Source organism: Chlorobium ferrooxidans DSM 13031, assembly GCF_000168715.1.
Taxonomy (GTDB): Bacteria; Bacteroidota; Chlorobiia; order Chlorobiales; family Chlorobiaceae; genus Chlorobium; species Chlorobium ferrooxidans.
The window spans coordinates 1-15,788 of sequence record NZ_AASE01000015.1; the positions used below are offsets into that span (position 1 = coordinate 1).

Annotated in this window: 12 protein-coding genes, 2 tRNA genes and 1 pseudogene; 12 read left to right on the forward strand and 3 right to left on the reverse strand. The window is 51.1% G+C overall.

Features of this window, described 5'->3' with window-relative positions:
* The 3 genes and pseudogenes from CFERDRAFT_RS07830 to CFERDRAFT_RS07840 all read right to left on the reverse strand — a co-directional run.
* Positions 1 to 631 (reverse strand): annotated as a pseudogene (locus CFERDRAFT_RS07830) (phosphate ABC transporter permease PstA); the annotation flags it as partial.
* 48 nt (positions 632 to 679) lie between these two features.
* Positions 680 to 1,843 carry a PstC family ABC transporter permease gene (locus tag CFERDRAFT_RS07835; protein WP_006366682.1) on the reverse strand — a complete coding sequence of 388 codons (1,164 nt, stop codon included), beginning with the start codon at positions 1,841 to 1,843 and terminating at the stop codon, positions 680 to 682.
* A 207-nt stretch (positions 1,844 to 2,050) separates the two neighbouring features.
* Positions 2,051 to 2,863, reverse strand: coding sequence for a phosphate ABC transporter substrate-binding protein (locus CFERDRAFT_RS07840; protein ID WP_006366683.1), 813 nt, complete (start codon positions 2,861 to 2,863; stop codon positions 2,051 to 2,053).
* 411 nt (positions 2,864 to 3,274) lie between these two features.
* Here CFERDRAFT_RS07840 and CFERDRAFT_RS07845 point away from each other — a divergent pair, with 411 nt between their 5' ends.
* The 12 genes from CFERDRAFT_RS07845 (at position 3,275) to CFERDRAFT_RS07900 (ending at position 15,765) form a co-directional block, all read left to right on the forward strand.
* Positions 3,275 to 3,967, forward strand: coding sequence for a zinc metallopeptidase (locus tag CFERDRAFT_RS07845; protein ID WP_006366684.1), 693 nt, complete (start codon positions 3,275 to 3,277; stop codon positions 3,965 to 3,967).
* A 135-nt stretch (positions 3,968 to 4,102) separates the two neighbouring features.
* Positions 4,103 to 5,590 (forward strand): amino acid permease, encoded by a 1,488-nt coding sequence (locus tag CFERDRAFT_RS07850; protein WP_006366685.1) that lies wholly within the window; start codon positions 4,103 to 4,105, stop codon positions 5,588 to 5,590.
* 11 nt (positions 5,591 to 5,601) lie between these two features.
* Positions 5,602 to 6,300: an SDR family oxidoreductase gene (locus CFERDRAFT_RS07855; protein ID WP_006366686.1), complete on the forward strand. Its 699-nt coding sequence runs from the start codon at positions 5,602 to 5,604 to the stop codon at positions 6,298 to 6,300.
* A 29-nt stretch (positions 6,301 to 6,329) separates the two neighbouring features.
* Positions 6,330 to 6,968, forward strand: a complete 639-nt coding sequence (tmk, locus tag CFERDRAFT_RS07860; protein ID WP_006366687.1) for a dTMP kinase — start codon at positions 6,330 to 6,332, stop codon at positions 6,966 to 6,968.
* A gap of 149 nt (positions 6,969 to 7,117) precedes the next feature.
* Positions 7,118 to 8,380 (forward strand): hypothetical protein, encoded by a 1,263-nt coding sequence (locus CFERDRAFT_RS07865; RefSeq protein WP_006366688.1) that lies wholly within the window; start codon positions 7,118 to 7,120, stop codon positions 8,378 to 8,380.
* A 23-nt stretch (positions 8,381 to 8,403) separates the two neighbouring features.
* Complete coding sequence (locus CFERDRAFT_RS07870) at positions 8,404 to 11,565, forward strand: HAD-IA family hydrolase (RefSeq protein ID WP_006366689.1); 3,162 nt, start codon at positions 8,404 to 8,406, stop codon at positions 11,563 to 11,565.
* Between the two features lie 116 nt (positions 11,566 to 11,681).
* Positions 11,682 to 12,722 (forward strand): tRNA preQ1(34) S-adenosylmethionine ribosyltransferase-isomerase QueA, encoded by a 1,041-nt coding sequence (gene queA, locus CFERDRAFT_RS07875; protein WP_006366690.1) that lies wholly within the window; start codon positions 11,682 to 11,684, stop codon positions 12,720 to 12,722.
* A 23-nt stretch (positions 12,723 to 12,745) separates the two neighbouring features.
* On the forward strand, positions 12,746 to 13,477 hold the full coding sequence (gene ispD / locus CFERDRAFT_RS07880; protein WP_006366691.1) for a 2-C-methyl-D-erythritol 4-phosphate cytidylyltransferase: 732 nt from the start codon (positions 12,746 to 12,748) through the stop codon (positions 13,475 to 13,477).
* A 78-nt stretch (positions 13,478 to 13,555) separates the two neighbouring features.
* Positions 13,556 to 13,632 (forward strand) — tRNA-Met (locus tag CFERDRAFT_RS07885).
* Positions 13,633 to 13,639: 7 nt separating this feature from the next.
* A tRNA-Gly gene (locus tag CFERDRAFT_RS07890) sits at positions 13,640 to 13,712 on the forward strand.
* Between the two features lie 32 nt (positions 13,713 to 13,744).
* Positions 13,745 to 14,194: a hotdog fold thioesterase gene (locus tag CFERDRAFT_RS07895; RefSeq protein WP_006366692.1), complete on the forward strand. Its 450-nt coding sequence runs from the start codon at positions 13,745 to 13,747 to the stop codon at positions 14,192 to 14,194.
* A 161-nt stretch (positions 14,195 to 14,355) separates the two neighbouring features.
* A complete protein-coding gene (locus CFERDRAFT_RS07900) occupies positions 14,356 to 15,765 on the forward strand; it encodes a B12-binding domain-containing radical SAM protein (protein WP_006366693.1) in 1,410 nt (469 codons plus the stop codon).
* Positions 15,766 to 15,788: the final 23 nt, after the last annotated feature.

Here is a 15,788-nt window from a genome sequence, read left to right on the forward strand (position 1 = left end):
CCGAGCTGTCGGTAATGAATCCCCAGTAAACCGTAAACTCCGGAAGCAGCATGTTTGACATGTTCTCCCTGACGTAGGGAAAGAGTTTGACAAGGGAGGTTCCTGCAAAGCTCTCACTGCGGTTTGCAAAGTACTCTTTCGACATGGCATTGGGATCGGAGTTATCCCATTTCGTTTCATAGAGCAGGTCGTGCAGCTTCTCTTCGGCTTTCTCCCACCGGGTCTGACCGTACTTGAAGCGGGTCAGCATCGGTTCAGGGTCACCCGGAAGAGGGCCGAGCAGTGCCTGCACGGCCGTTTTGACCTGCCCGTATTTCGGGCGGTACTCATCCTGGCGCTCAGGCGTCATCGCGGCCATTTCACTCTCGAATCCGGAAAGCATCTCGTAAACCTTTGCCCGGTATCGATCTGACGATGCGATCGCTGTCTCCAGTTCCCGGCTGTCACCCCGGTTGAACTCACTCAGCAGCATTTTGCGGTGCTCAACCGTACCGGTAAAAAACACGGCTCCGAGCCCATTGGTTACAATCGGCACCAGCACGACCATCAGGGCGAGCGCCATTATGACAATTGAACCGATACCGACAGAGGTGAACGAACGATCCAGAAGTTTCCTGGTTCCGAGATTCATAACAACAGGGTTAAATGAGCAAAATGCGGCAGCTACACTCTCCGGAACCTACTGGCCGGAGAGGATTCTGCGCTGGCGCACCACAATTCTTTCACTGACGAGATTACAGATAAAGCTGATAACAAGCAGAAGCAGTCCCATGGCAAACAGGACGTGATAGCGGGCTGAACCGGTAACCTGGTCGGCCTCACCCATATCACCGGCAATGGTAGCGGTCAGGGTTCTGATTGCTTCAAGGTAGTTGAACCAGGGCTCGGGAATGTGGGCCGAGTTGCCGGATGCCATCCAGACCACCATGGTTTCACCGAGTGAACGCATAATGCCGAGAATGACGGCCGCAAGAATACCGCTGCTGGCTGCCGGAAGAATTGTTTTTACAATTGTCTCGGCCCTGGTGGCTCCGAGCGCGTAACTGCCCTCACGAATATCTCGCCCGACCGCCTGAAGGGCATCTTCGGAAACACTGACAATGGTCGGCAGTGCCATAAAACTCAGAATAATGGAGACGTTCAAGGCGTTGGTACCGGTCAGAATCTCGATGGCATGCAGAAGGGTGCCTACGCGATAGAGAAGCCCGGCGGAAAGCAGGCCGAAGAGGAGTACCGATAACAGGTTGAGCTGTTTACGCCGCGCAGGGTCTTTAATACGGGTAGTCAGCAGGTCGGACAGGACAATAACAAAGAGCACCGTGAAGGGAGCTGCCAGAATCCACCAGGCCCACATCAACAGAGCGCCTCCTTTGTCCTGAAGCAGCGGAGCGAAAACAACAAGAGCGAAAAAACCGAACGCTACCGAGGGAATGGCGGCAAGCATCTCGATGACCGGTTTGGCATACTGGCGTATGGAAAACGGAAGAATATCACTCAAACATATTGCAGCAGCTATACCCATCGGAACGGCAATCATTGCCGAGCCGAGCGTCACCATCAGACTGCCATAGATAATTGATAGTGCACCGAATTTCCCGGGCTCATCAGCCGGATACCACTCTGAAGTTGTGAAGAATTCGCTGAAGCCCCTCAGCTCAAAAAACGGGATGGCATCGCGGGCAACAAAATAAAAGATAAACAGGACGACAACTGCCACAAAAGAGGCCAGTACCAGCAGAAGAAGCTCTCCTGCCCTGTTTACTGCCTTCTGTATGGTTCGCTTGCGGCTGCTTACCACAAAGGTGTTTGTGCGGTTCCGCTCCCCGCCCCTCTCTTCAGCCATAACTGTTGCGTCTGTTTGCTTGACTAATAATTCGTCTTCACCGGCCAATTGCTCCTGAAAGCTCCTAATCTATGGGGTTTCATGCAAGGAACCAAAGGTTGTTATGTTACAAATTTGCAACAATTGGAAAGCTATGCGGAACAAAAACGCCGGTATCGTTGATGAACACCGGCGTATTGAAAGGGAGTTGACTAACCATTTTAATAATCAGCGATTAACAAAACCAAGCTCACTGATCATACCTTTGCCATCTGCCGTTTTCGGTAAATCGACAAACTGTTTGACCACCCCTGTCGGCTGACCATTGGTATAGAAGTAGAGCGGTCTTGCTACGGGATAGCTGCCGCTCCTGACCGTTTTAACATCCGGCATCACTCCATTAACAGCAACCGCTTTCACCGAACGGTCTACAAAGCCCAGACCGAGATAACCAATGGCTGTAGGAGTTGAACTGACTCTGCTTTTAACAGAACCATTGCTTGACTGGGTTTCGGCACTCCCTTTGATCTGAACACCTTTGCCTACAACCAGATCCCTGAATGACTCCGCCGTACCGCTGTTTGATTCGCGCTGAATAACCACAATATTTGCATTTGGACCGCCAACCTGCTTCCAGTTGGTAATGCGTCCGTTATAGATGCTGCTGATCTGGGTTTTTGTCATTGCCCGAACCGGATTGGAGGGATGCACAACAATTGCCAGACCGTCCATTGCCACAACCGTTGCAACCGGATTTACACCTTTTTTTCTTGCAGCGGCAAGTTCCGCATCTTTCATTGGTCGGGAGAGTGTTGCAATCGTGCACGATCCATTGATCAGGCTTTTGGCTCCGTTGCCGCTTCCCGACTCGCTGACCGATACTCGAACCCCGTATTTTCTTGTAAAATATGCCGCAAATGATTTTGCAACCGGGCCGACAGTAGTCGAACCATCAAGTACAACGGTTTTTACAGGCGCAGCTGATCCTGCTTCCGCAGTAAAAGAGAGAAGGGCAACAAGCAGCAGTAATTTTTTTATCATGTTTCAAGAGTTTCTTTGATGATGTTAAGCTTCTTCAGCGCATAACACAGCGTCATGCATAAAAGGAAGCGTTCAGGTAACCGGATAAAACGATGAACATGACCTGACGCGCTTCAAGATAATTCCCTCCACGATAACATTGAAATTTAAATATCTAGCAACACACTCCTGTGCTAAAAAGTGCGATCCGTCCATTATTAACTTTATCCGTATTCATGCATCATTTATGAACAGGGTGCAGAGCATACTCCTGCCGCTCAATTTCAATAACGCTTGACAGTTGCCTATTCAGTCACTATTTTGACTCAAGAAACTTATGTTGAGGTTTTATTGTTTTTTTGCATTGTAAATGATAACTGATAACTAATTGTAACTGATAACTAATTGTAACTGATAACTATTAATGACACTATGTATTTAGATCCTCTCTATTTTGTTTTTGCCCTCCCTCCGATGCTTCTCGGGTTATGGGCCCAGTTCAAGGTAAAATCCGCTTTTAAAAAATACTCCCGGGTACCAACCCAGAGCGGTGTCAGCGGCTCACAGGCCGCACGGCGTATTCTGGAACGTGGAGGAGTCGGTAATGTAACGGTTGAAGCCACTCACGGAATGCTTTCCGATCACTATGACCCGCGCCACAAGGCTCTTCGTCTGAGCGAAGAGGTTTTCAGTCTGGCAAGTATAGCCTCGGTAGGTGTTGCCGCTCACGAAGCTGGACATGCACTTCAGGATAAAACAGGCTATATGCCGCTGCAACTGCGTTCAATCATGGTTCCGGCTGTCTCTATCGGCAGCAATCTCGGTCCGATTATTTTCATGGCCGGTATTTTCCTTGCCGGTACACTCGGCACCACTCTTGCATGGGCCGGGATAGCCCTTTTCGGCGCAACTGCACTCTTCGCTCTGGTTACCCTTCCGGTGGAGTTCGATGCAAGCCGCCGGGCAAAAGAGCTTCTTGTCTCTCAGGGAATTGTTTCAAGTGCCGAGATGAAAGGAATCAACGCCGTACTGAATGCTGCCGCGCTTACCTATGTTGCCGCCGCTGCCCAGGCCATCATGCAGCTTGTCTACTTCCTCTCCATCATGAACCGCCGGGACTCGTAATATTAATTTTGACTTTTTTCCTATTGGTCCTATACAACATATAGGGCCTATAGGACTTATAGATGCAACAAGAGCCCATCAAGGAAGTTCAGTCCGTTTTTTTCAAAGCAATTTCAATTATAACCCCGTTCATCATTGAAAAACAGTTTTCGTAAAAAACCGCTCTCGCTGCTGCTTGAGGAGATGAAAAGTGAGCACAGGCTGCACAGGGTGCTTGGGCCGGTTGCCCTTACCAGTCTTGGTGTCGGCGCCATTATCGGGACAGGAATCTTCGTCCTTATCGGTGTTGCTGCTCATGATAAAGCCGGACCTGCGGTAACGCTCTCATTTGCCCTTGCCGGTCTGGCCTGTATATTCGCCGCACTCTGCTATGCCGAGTTTGCTTCTATGGTGCCGGTTGCCGGATCAGCCTACACCTATGCCTATGCAACACTGGGTGAACTGTTTGCCTGGATTATCGGATGGGATCTGATTCTGGAGTACGGAGTTGCCTCGGCAACCGTTGCACACGGATGGTCGCACTACTTCCAGGATTTCATCGGTATATTCGGCCTCGGGGTCCCCCTGCTCTTTGCCAAGGCACCGCTTGACTTTGATCCATCAACAGGGGTAATGAGTTTTACCGGTGCCTGGCTTGATCTTCCGGCTGTACTCATTACCTTTATCGTCACCGTTATCCTTGTCAAGGGCATCAGGGAGAGTGCCCGGTTCAATGCCGGGATGGTTATCGTCAAGGTTGCCATCGTGCTGCTCGTCATCGTACTCGGGGCAATGCACGTCCACCCTGAAAATTGGACGCCCTTCGCTCCGTTCGGCTATTCCGGTCTCTCCATCTTCGGCAAGACCATTCTCGGCGATGCGAGCCCTGAAGGAGCACCGGTCGGAGTGCTTGCCGGTGCGGCCATGATTTTCTTCGCCTATATCGGCTTCGACTCCATTTCAACCCATGCCGAGGAGGCTAAAAATCCCCAGCGCGATATCCCGATCGCGCTCATCAGCTCACTCGTCATCTGCACCATTCTCTATATTTCTGTAGCAGCCGTCATCACCGGCATGGTCCCTTACAACCTTATCAGTATTGACGCACCGGTCTCCAACGCTTTCAAGCAGGTCGGCATCGGCTGGGCCCAGTTTGTCATCTCCCTTGGAGCCATCACCGGCATCACCTCGGTGCTTCTGGTGATGATGCTCAGCCAGCCGAGAATCTTTCTGGCTATGGCCCGGGACGGCCTCCTGCCGAAATCATTTTTCGGCGCCATTCATGAAAAGTTCAGAACACCCTGGAAATCCACCATCCTGACCGGGTCGTTTGTTGCCCTTCTCGGTGCGCTGCTCCCCTTGCGCCTTCTTGCGGAGCTGGTCAATATCGGCACGCTCTTCGCCTTTGTTGTTGTCTGCAGCGCAGTACTTATCATGAGAAAAAAACATCCTGAAGCTGAACGCCCCTTCAGGGCTCCCCTGGTGCCATTCGTACCGCTTGCAGGTATTCTGACCTGCCTCACCCTCATGTTCTCTCTTCCCGCCGAGAACTGGATACGACTCATTGTGTGGCTGCTTATCGGCATGGTAATCTACTATTTCTATGGCCGCAAGCACAGCGCCCTGAACAACCTGAACCGATAAGCAGAGAAGCCATGAACCGCAAAGTCTTTCTCATCACCGGAGCGTCAACCGGTATCGGCGAAGCGACCGCCCGGCGTGCCGTTGAAGCCGGCTTCACTGTTGTGTTAGCTGCCCGCTCCACCGCAAAGCTTCAGCAGCTTCAGAGCGAACTCGGCTCCGCCCGCTCGCTTGCCGTCACCTGCGATGTCTCCAACTGGCAATCCCAGCAGAAGATGCTGCAAGAGACTCTCGAACGGTTCGGACGACTGGATGTGGTCTTTGCCAACGCCGGATTTTCCAAAGGCTCAACCTTTTTCGGCGGTGAAGATAAGGCTGAAGAGTGGAAGGAGATGGTGCTGGTCAATGTATTCGGTGCCGCTGCCACAGCCCGCCTGACTCTGCCGGAACTGGTAAAAACCGGCGGTCACTTTCTTCTTACCGGCTCAGTGGTTGGTCGTACCACCTCCATCAGAAACCTCTACTCTGCCACCAAGTGGGCGGTCACCGGTATGGCCCAGGCTATCCGCAACGAAATGGCGGGAAGAGGAGTCCGCGTAACGCTGGTTGAACCGGGAGTTGTGGACACTCCCTTCTGGGACAACATCCAGAAACCCGATACTCCGGAACTTCAGCCCGACGATATTGCCCGGGCTGTCATCTATGCCGTGAGCCAGCCACCACATGTCGATGTCAATGAAATCCTTATTCGCCCGACCGGTCAGCCGAATTAAATCAAAAACCCAATTCATCATCAACATCAATGCTGATAACCTTTGAAGGGATCGACGGTGCAGGAAAATCAACACAGATAAAAAAACTTGTCAGCTATCTGGCCGACAGTGGCCGGGAGGTGCTGACCCTCAGGGAACCGGGAGGAACCGAAGTTGCTGAAAAAATCCGTCTCATACTTCTCGAAAGCCGCCACGAAATAAGCCCCGTCGGAGAGCTCCTGCTCTTTTCGGCAAGCAGGGCCGAGCTCATACATGAGGTCATCAAACCTGCACTTGCAGAAAATAAAATTGTTATTCTCGATCGTTTTTTTGATTCCACAACCGCCTATCAGGGATATGGACGCGGTATCGACCTCGAGCTGCTCCGCTCTATTATTGCGATTTCAACATGCGGTATAACCCCCGATATCACCTTCTATCTTGATATCAAGCCGGAAGAGGCCCTCAGCAGAAAATTTTCCGCAAAATCGATTCCTCTCGCATTCGACAGCAGTGAACTGGACCGCATGGAGCGCTCGGGACTGCAATTCTATCAAAATGTCCGTCAGGGTTACCTCAATATCCTGAAAGAGAGCAACGGACGCATGTTCTGTCTGAATGCCCTTGAGAAACCCGAAGAGATTCACCGTCGTATAATCGCACTGCTGCATGAGCGTTTGCAAACATGAACGCGTACTTTGGCACCGATCAAATGCCTGAGGATTCAATTGTTACCGGAGTGTTATTTATCAAAGTTTTCTGAAGATTTTAAGCGGATTTTTGATTAGATTGCTATACACTTGATTACAAAATCGTCACCTCCTTATACCGGTCGCGCATGCACGAGAGTATTCTTAAAGAGCGTCATCTGAGCACCTATACATCCTCGATTACCTTGCAGGATATCAGAACGCTGAAAGAGCTTTACCAGCTCAAGGCAGAGACTCGCGAACTGCGGGAACCGATTGTCAAAAACATCATCAAGCAGAGGGTTGTCGGGCAGACCTGTGTAGAGTCACTGAAAAATGCGCTCTACTCACTGGAGACCATCTATATTGATGATGACACCGGACACCGCCTGCTTCGACTTGACGGCATGAAGCAGATAGAGGTTGATCTGACCTATGAGATCAGGGAGCTCCAGAAGGATATCTACTATCTGGAATACGGTGAAGACAAGTTTATCGATTACCTGGCCAAGTTCATGCCGGAATTCCGCTCCTATGTCAACAACGGAGTCAGGACTCTCAGGGGAAAACAGTTCAACGCGTTCATTACCGATCGGGACGGAACCACCAACAACTACTGCGGACGATACCGATCCTCGGTTCAGCCAATCTATAACTCGGTATTCCTTACCCGTTTTGCCAAAAACTGCTGCCGCTACCCTATCATCATCACCTCAGCTCCGCTTAAAGATTTCGGCATCCTCAACGTCTCGATCAATCCGAGCAATACCTTTGTCTATGCCGGCTCAAAGGGACGCGAATTTATTGATCTCAATGAAGATTTCAACAGCTTCCCCATTGATGAACAGAAGCAGAAACTGATCCGCCTCCTGAACGACCGGATGCTGGTGCTGCTGCAGGATCCGAATTTCGAAAAATTCAACTTTATCGGTTCCGCCCTGCAGATCAAGTTCGGCCAGACCACGGTCGCCCGGCAGGATATCAGCCGTTCAATCAAGGATGATGAATCAGCTGCTTTTCTTGAAAGGGTCAAAGGTGTAGTGCGGGAAATAGATCCGAGCGGCAGAAATTTCAGAATTGAGGATACCGGGCTTGATATAGAGATCATTCTGACCATTGATGGCTCCTCTGCAGAGGCACCGATCAAGGATTTTGACAAGGGAGACGGCCTTGCCTTTATCTGCAGCAAACTGGATATGGCCACCACAAAAGGCCCGCATCTTGTCTGCGGCGATACCCCTTCGGACATTCCCATGCTGAAAAAGGCGATGGAGATGTTTGATGATGTCTGGGCTGTTTTTGTAACCAGGGATGAGAAGCTCAGGCAGACCGTTGCCGATATCTGTCCCAACAGCTTTACCGTCCCCTACCCTGATATTCTTCTGACTATTCTCGGGCTCCTTTCATTATAATCACCTAATTTTTTTTCAACGGTATGAGCAACCTCTTCAAAGGCGCGATTTTTGATCTGGATGGAGTGATCACAGGCACCGCAAAAGTGCACAGTCTGGCATGGGAGTCCATGTTCAATTTTTTCCTGAAAAATCATGCCGAAATCAACAACGAACCGTACGTTCCATTTGATCCGGCTCACGATTATCACAAATATGTAGATGGCAAACCCCGCATGGAGGGCGTCAAAAGCTTCCTTGCCTCGCGCGACATCGAACTGCCTTTCGGGGAACTGGATGACAATCCGGAAAAGGAGACGGTTTGCGGCCTCGGAAACCGCAAAAACAGCCTCTTCACCGAAATCCTCATCAAGGAGGGACCGGAAGTCTACACCTCATCCGTTGAGCTCATCAACAATCTGATCGCAAAAGGGGTCAGAATCGGCATAGCCTCCTCAAGCCGCAACTGCCAGCTTATCCTGAAGCTCTCAAAACTTGAACATCTCTTTGAAACCCGTGTAGACGGTGAGGTCTCCATTGTGATGGGCCTTAAAGGCAAACCCAACCCTGATATTTTTGTAACCGCAGCCCGTAATCTCGGTCTTGAGCCGCATGAGTGCGTTGTGGTTGAGGATGCCATTTCGGGTGTTCAGGCGGGATCCAGAGGGAATTTCGGCATGGTACTCGGCATTGCCCGTGATATTGAAGGCGGAAAGCTGAAAGAAAACGGCGCCGATATTGTTGTCAGGGATCTGGCTGAAATAACCATTGAGGAGATCGAACAGTGGTTTACCGATGGGCTTGAACATGAAGGGTGGAACCTGACCTACACCGAGTTCTCCCCCAAGGATGAAAAGCTGCGTGAAACACTCACATCAACCGGCAACGGCTACCTTGGCGTCAGGGGGACCTACGAAGGTTCATCAATATCACACCATCACTACCCCGGCACCTATATTGCCGGAATCTTCAATAAACTCCCCTCCGATGTACACGGTCAGACCATTTTCAACAACGACTTTGTCAACACACCGAACTGGCTGCCGATAGAGTTCAGAATCGGCGGCGGTGAGTTCATCGATCCTTTCGAGCAGAAAATACTCAGCTATCATCAGAACCTGTCACTCTCCGACGGCTCCATGGAGAGAACGCTGGTCATACAGGACAATCTCGGCCGACTAACCAAAATCACCAGCAGGCGGTTTGCGAGCATGGACGACCCGCACCGCTGCGCCCTGAAGTTCACCCTGAAACCGGTCAACTACAGTGCAACCGTCGAGTTCCGCTCCTCGATTGATGGCAGGATCCAGAACAAGGGAGTTGCCCGTTACAGCGAACTCTCCTGTGACCATCTTGATCACGTCGGATCTGCCGCTGATCAGAAAAGCATGCTGCTGCATGTTCGTACCAATGTCTCTCACTATGAAATTGTAACGGCAGCCAGAACACGGGTTCTGTCGCATGGAAAGCAGATTGAGCCCAAACGCACGGTAATCAGCGAAAGCCGCTACATCGGCGAACTCTTCCAGCTCCATCTGACGCCCGAAAAAAGCTGCACCATTGAAAAACTGGTCACCATTCATACATCTCTCGACCACAACAGCACAGACGCACTGAAAGCCGCCAGAGCTGCCGTTGAAAAAGAGGTCTCGTTCGACGCTCTGCTTGAAGCAAGTACCGCTGCCTGGAAAAAAATCTGGGCGAAGGCTGACATCCAGATTGAAGGCGACCGCTACAGTCAGAAACTGCTCCGTCTGCATACCTATCATATGCTCTGCACCGCATCACCCCACAACCCCTCAATTGACGCCGGTATGCCGGCCAGGGGCCTTAACGGTGAAGCCTATCGCGGTCATATCTTCTGGGATGAGATCTTTATTCTCCCCTTCTTCAACCGCCATTTCCCCGAGATCTCCAAAGCGCTGCTCATGTACCGCTTCAACCGGCTCGATGCCGCAAGGGAGTATGCCCGTGAGAACGGCTACAAGGGAGCGATGTTCCCCTGGCAGACCGCCGATGACGGCCATGAGGATACGCAGATCATCCACTTTAATCCCAAAAGCGGTCACTGGGGACCCGACCTCAGCCGTATGCAGCGCCACGTATCGATTGCGGTGTTCTACAACGTCTGGCGTTACATCTACGATACCGGTGATACCGACTTCCTGAATGCCTGCGGTGCCGAGCTGATGTTTGAGATTGCACGGTTCTGGGCCTCCATCGCCCACCACTCTGCCGAGACCGGCAAATACCATATCGAAGGCGTTATGGGACCGGACGAGTTCCATGAAACCCTTCCCGGAAGCGGCAAGGAGGGACTGAAGGATAATGCCTATACCAACATCATGACGGTATGGCTCCTCGGAAAAGCTGTTGAAATCGGTGAAACCATCGACCCTGCAATTCTCCGCCACCTGATTGAGAAAATCCATCTCGGCTTTGACGAACTGCAGCAGTGGCGTGATATCAGCAACAACCTCAATATCCTGATTGATGAAGCGGGGGTTATCGAGCAGTTCGATGGCTACATGGGCCTCAAGGAGCTGGACTGGAAACACTACCGGACCACATACGGCAACATCCACCGGATGGACAGGATCCTGAAAGCCGAGGGCGATTCTCCCGATCTCTACAAGGTTGCAAAACAGCCGGATGTCCTGATGACCTTCTACACCCTCTCACCGGGCGAGGTAGCCGAACTGCTCGGAAAGATCGGTTACCGGCTGCCGGACTCCTTTACGCTGGTCAGAAACAACTACGCCTACTATGAGCCCAGAACAAGTCATGGCTCCACCCTGAGCAAGGTTGTCCACAGCATTATCTCCAGCTACCTTGAGGACGGCCATGAGATGGCATGGAAATGGTTTGCCGAAGCCCTGAAAAGCGATATTGAGGATACCCAGGGCGGCACGACCCAGGAGGGTATTCACTGCGGTGTCATGGCCGGTACTCTTGATACGGTTACCCGTTACTTTGCCGGTATCTCCTTCTACAACGAGAAGCTCAATGTCCATCCCAACCTGCCTGACCAGTGGAAAAAACTGACCCTGAATGTCTGTTTCCGCAATAACAGTTATACTATCGCCATTTCAAGAAACAATGTCGAAGTAACCCTGATTGACGCAGCCGAGAGTACAATTCCCGCCTGCATTGTAGGAGAGCATATCACCCTGAAAAAAGGAGTTGCCTACCACTCGGCGAAATGATAACCTGACGGGGGGCGGAAGCACCGCTCCCCGTAATTGTTTTTTTTGCCTCTGAAAAAGCCTTATTTTCTTTTTTTGATTCGTTTCATAATCGATGACATACTGCCTGACCCCTTATGCGCCTGTCCAATTTTCGATATACCCTGCCTAAAACAAAAATAGCCGATCAGCCGACCGAGCCCAGAGACAAATGCAGGCTGATGGTATTGAACCGCAGAAAAAAGGATATTGATCATAAGATGTTCGACGATATCGTATCCTATTTCAAAAAAGGCGACCTGCTGATTCTGAACAACAGCAGGGTATTTCCGGCAAAAATATTCGGTCAGAAGGAGAAAACCGATGCCAAGATCGAAGTCTTTCTGCTCAGGGTACTTAACAAGGAGGCCGGACTCTGGGACGTACTCGTTGATCCGGCAAGAAAGGTAAGGGTAGGGAACAAAATCTATTTCGAGGAGGATGTCGTAGCCGAGGTTGTTGACAACACCACCTCCAGGGGAAGAACCATACGGTTTCTCAATCCGGAGATCGATGTCTTCAGCCTTGTTGAACGGATCGGCAACATCCCCCTGCCGCCCTACTTCACCCGTCCACCGGTTGAATCGGACAAGGAGAACTATCAGACCGTCTATGCAAGCCAGACAGGAGCCGTTGTAGCACCGATGGCCGGGCTCCATTTCACCATGCCCCTCCTTCAGAAAATCCAGAAAATCGGCGTTAAAATCCTGCCCATCACCCTCCACCCGAGCCTGAGCACCTTCAACGCCATCGAGGTCGAGGATGTATCGAAACACAAGATGGATTCGGAATATTTCAATATTCCCTACCAGACTGCAATGGAGATCAATGAGACCAAGGTCAACAAAACCGGCCGGATCATTGCTGTAGGTACCACGACATGCCGTGTGCTCGAAGCCAATGCCACGGTTGATGGCAAGATCAAATTCGGAAGAGGGTGGACCGACAAATTCATCTACCCGCCCTACCAGTTCAAGGTAACCGATGCGCTTTTGACCAATTTTCAGCAGCCCGAAACCACTCTGCTTATGGCCGTCAGCGCCTTTGCAGAACACCGGTTGCTGATGGAGGCCTATAAAACAGCACTGAAGGGTGATTATCAATTTCTGGCATATGGAGATGCCATGTTCATCCATTAACCGGAAGTACTTCCCTCTTTATCATGAACTCCTTTGCCATTATTGCCGCCAGCGGTATAGGAAAACGAATGCAGCTCAAGGAGGGGCAGAGCAAGCAGCTGCTTTCGATCGGAGGCTATCCGGTTATTCATCATACCATTCGTGCCTTTCAGCAGGCCAAATCCGTCACGGCGATCTATATTGCCACAAAAGAGGAGAACATCCCTACACTTGAAGAGATGGCTGCCAAATCAGGATTCACCAAGCTGAAAGCGGTTATTGAGGGTGGAAAGGAGCGGCAGGATTCGGTCTACAACTGTATCAAGGCGATTGAAGGCCAAATGCGCACCTCCGGCACAGCTCCGGATACCATTCTGGTTCATGACGGGGCTCGGCCGTTCATACAGCCGGAAGAGATCGATGAAATAGCCCGGCTCTCCATGCAGTATGGCGCCTGTGTACCGGCAAACCGCCCCAAGGATACCATCAAGTATATCGGAACCGATCCGGAGTTTTTCGGCGCAACGCTTGAGCGCAGCAGGCTGCTCCAGGTACAGACCCCCCAGGGATTCAGCTCATCACTGCTCGTTCAGGCTCATGAACAGGCGCTGCTTGAAGGGTGGTATGCAACGGACGATGCCGCACTGGTTGAGCGGTTTTTTCCTGAGCAGCCTGTCAAAATTTTCGAGACCGGTTATCACAACATCAAGATTACAACTCCCGAAGATATCCCGGTTGCCGAAGCGATTTACAGCCAGATTACAAGCGGCAGGTAACAACAGGAAAAAGAACAAATAAAGCACACAGTGCTTGTTTATTGATTACTGCTATTGTATATTTTCAGCCCGGAAAATGGTGAGGTAGCTCAGTTGGTTAGAGCACAGGATTCATAACCCTGAGGTCGAGGGTTCAACTCCCTCTCTCACCACCAAGGTAAAGCGGGTGTAACTCAGTTGGTAGAGTGTTTGCTTCCCAAGCAAAATGTCGCGAGTTCGAATCTCGTCACCCGCTCATCTACCGGAACAACTCTTATTCCCCCTCTCATGACACCATCTTCCATTTTTCAGGGACCTGTCACCATTGAGGAGATCAACTCCACCCAGATCATTGATGGCCAGATGGCCCGTCATCTCGGCATAGAAATGACCGAAATCGGCATGGACTTCATGACCGCCAGAATGCCCGTTGACCACCGCACCATCCAGCGTATCGGTATTCTGCACGGAGGCGCATCCCTTGCCCTGGCTGAAACTGTTGGAAGCATTGCAGCATCCTACGCTGTTGACCGCGAGCAGTTCTACATTGTCGGCCAGGAGATCAATGCCAACCATATCCGACCGGTCAAAAGCGGCTTTGTCCATGCCAGAGCAACCCCCCTCCATCTCGGCAGAAGCTCGCAGGTCTGGGATATCAGAATAAAGAGTGATGAGGGTAAACTGGTTTGTGTAAGCCGCTTTACCGTTGCTGTTCTGAAAAAAGCACCAACAGCCTGAATCCCGGAGATCGTCGTCTCACCCCCAAACCCCACAGGGCAATGAAATAGCGCTGCCACAGTGATGTTTTTTGGGGTCTGCGGTCAGTTTTATTGAAAAGTTTTCATACCTTGTACCTTTCGTAGTAAAAGTTTTTACACACCTATTGCAGATTACAGGGTATGCAGACCATACAATCAGATACTGTCGTCTCTCCGCTTCAACCCGCCTCAGATATCTCAGAGGAAGTTCTTCATCAGCTTGCCGCACAGCAGAAATCACGCAAAAAGTGGCTTCTTGTCCAGCCGATAAGCAACACCAGCATGATGGTGGATTCAGGATCGGTGAGCATGCCCTTGAATCTGATCATGGTTGCCACCCTTGTCGGCAAGCTCTTTGATGTCACCTTTATTGATGAGCGGCTCGGTAATAGCGTCCCTGAAGATCTTTCGGGATTCGATGTTGTTGCCATTACTTCACGCACCCTGAACGCCACCAAGGCCTACCGGATCGGTGACGCCGCACTGCGTCAGGGCAAGACAGTTATCCTTGGAGGGGTTCATCCCACCATGCTGCATGATGAGGCTGCTGCGCACTGCACCAGCGTGGTCTACGGCGAAATAGAGTCGATCTGGACGGAGCTGGCCACCGATGTGCTCACCGGTAAAATGAAGCCCATCTACCGGGCCAAAGAGCTGAAGCCGATGGGCAGCATGATCCACCCCGATTTCAGTTACGCCCTCACTTCACCTTCGGCAAAAAAATACAGCTCCCTGATTCCCATTTTGGCAACAAAGGGATGCCCTGTTGGATGCAACTTCTGCACCACACCGACCATATACGGCAAAAACTACCGCTACCGCGAGCTTGACCTGGTGCTTGACGAGATGCGCTACCACCAGAAACGGCTCAACAAGGAGAAGATCAACTTCTCCTTCATGGATGACAACATCAGCTTCCGCCCGCAGTACTTCATGACGCTGCTTGAAGAGATGGCAAAACTCGGCGTGCACTGGAACGCCAATATCTCCATGAACTTTCTCGACAAGCCTGAAGTCGCTGAGCTGGCCGGACGTTCAGGCTGCGATTTGCTCAGCATCGGCTTTGAGTCGCTCAATCCCGAAACCCTGAAAAGTGTCCATAAGGGATCCAACCGCCTGGGCAACTATGAGACCGTGGTGAGCAATCTCCACAAGAACGGCATTGCCATCCAGGGCTACTTCATGTTCGGTTTTGACAACGATACCGAAGAGAGCTTCCAGCTCACCTACGACTTCATCATGAAGAACCGGATCGAGTTCCCGGTATTTTCGCTGGTGACCCCCTTCCCCGGCACCCCCTATTTCGACGAGATGAAGCCCCGCATCCGCCACTTCGACTGGGACAAGTACGACACCTATCACTACATGTTCGAACCGAGCAAAATGTCGGGCGAAAAGCTGCTCTCAAACTTTGTCAAGCTCCAGAAAGAGGTATACAAAGGCCGCTCCATCATGCAGCGCATGAAAGGCAAACCGCTCAACTGGGTCTGGTTTGTCAACTACATGATGCACCGCTTCACCAAAAAGCTCTCAACCGAGTATTACTATTGAGGGATTTCTGGCGGGAGGAGAAG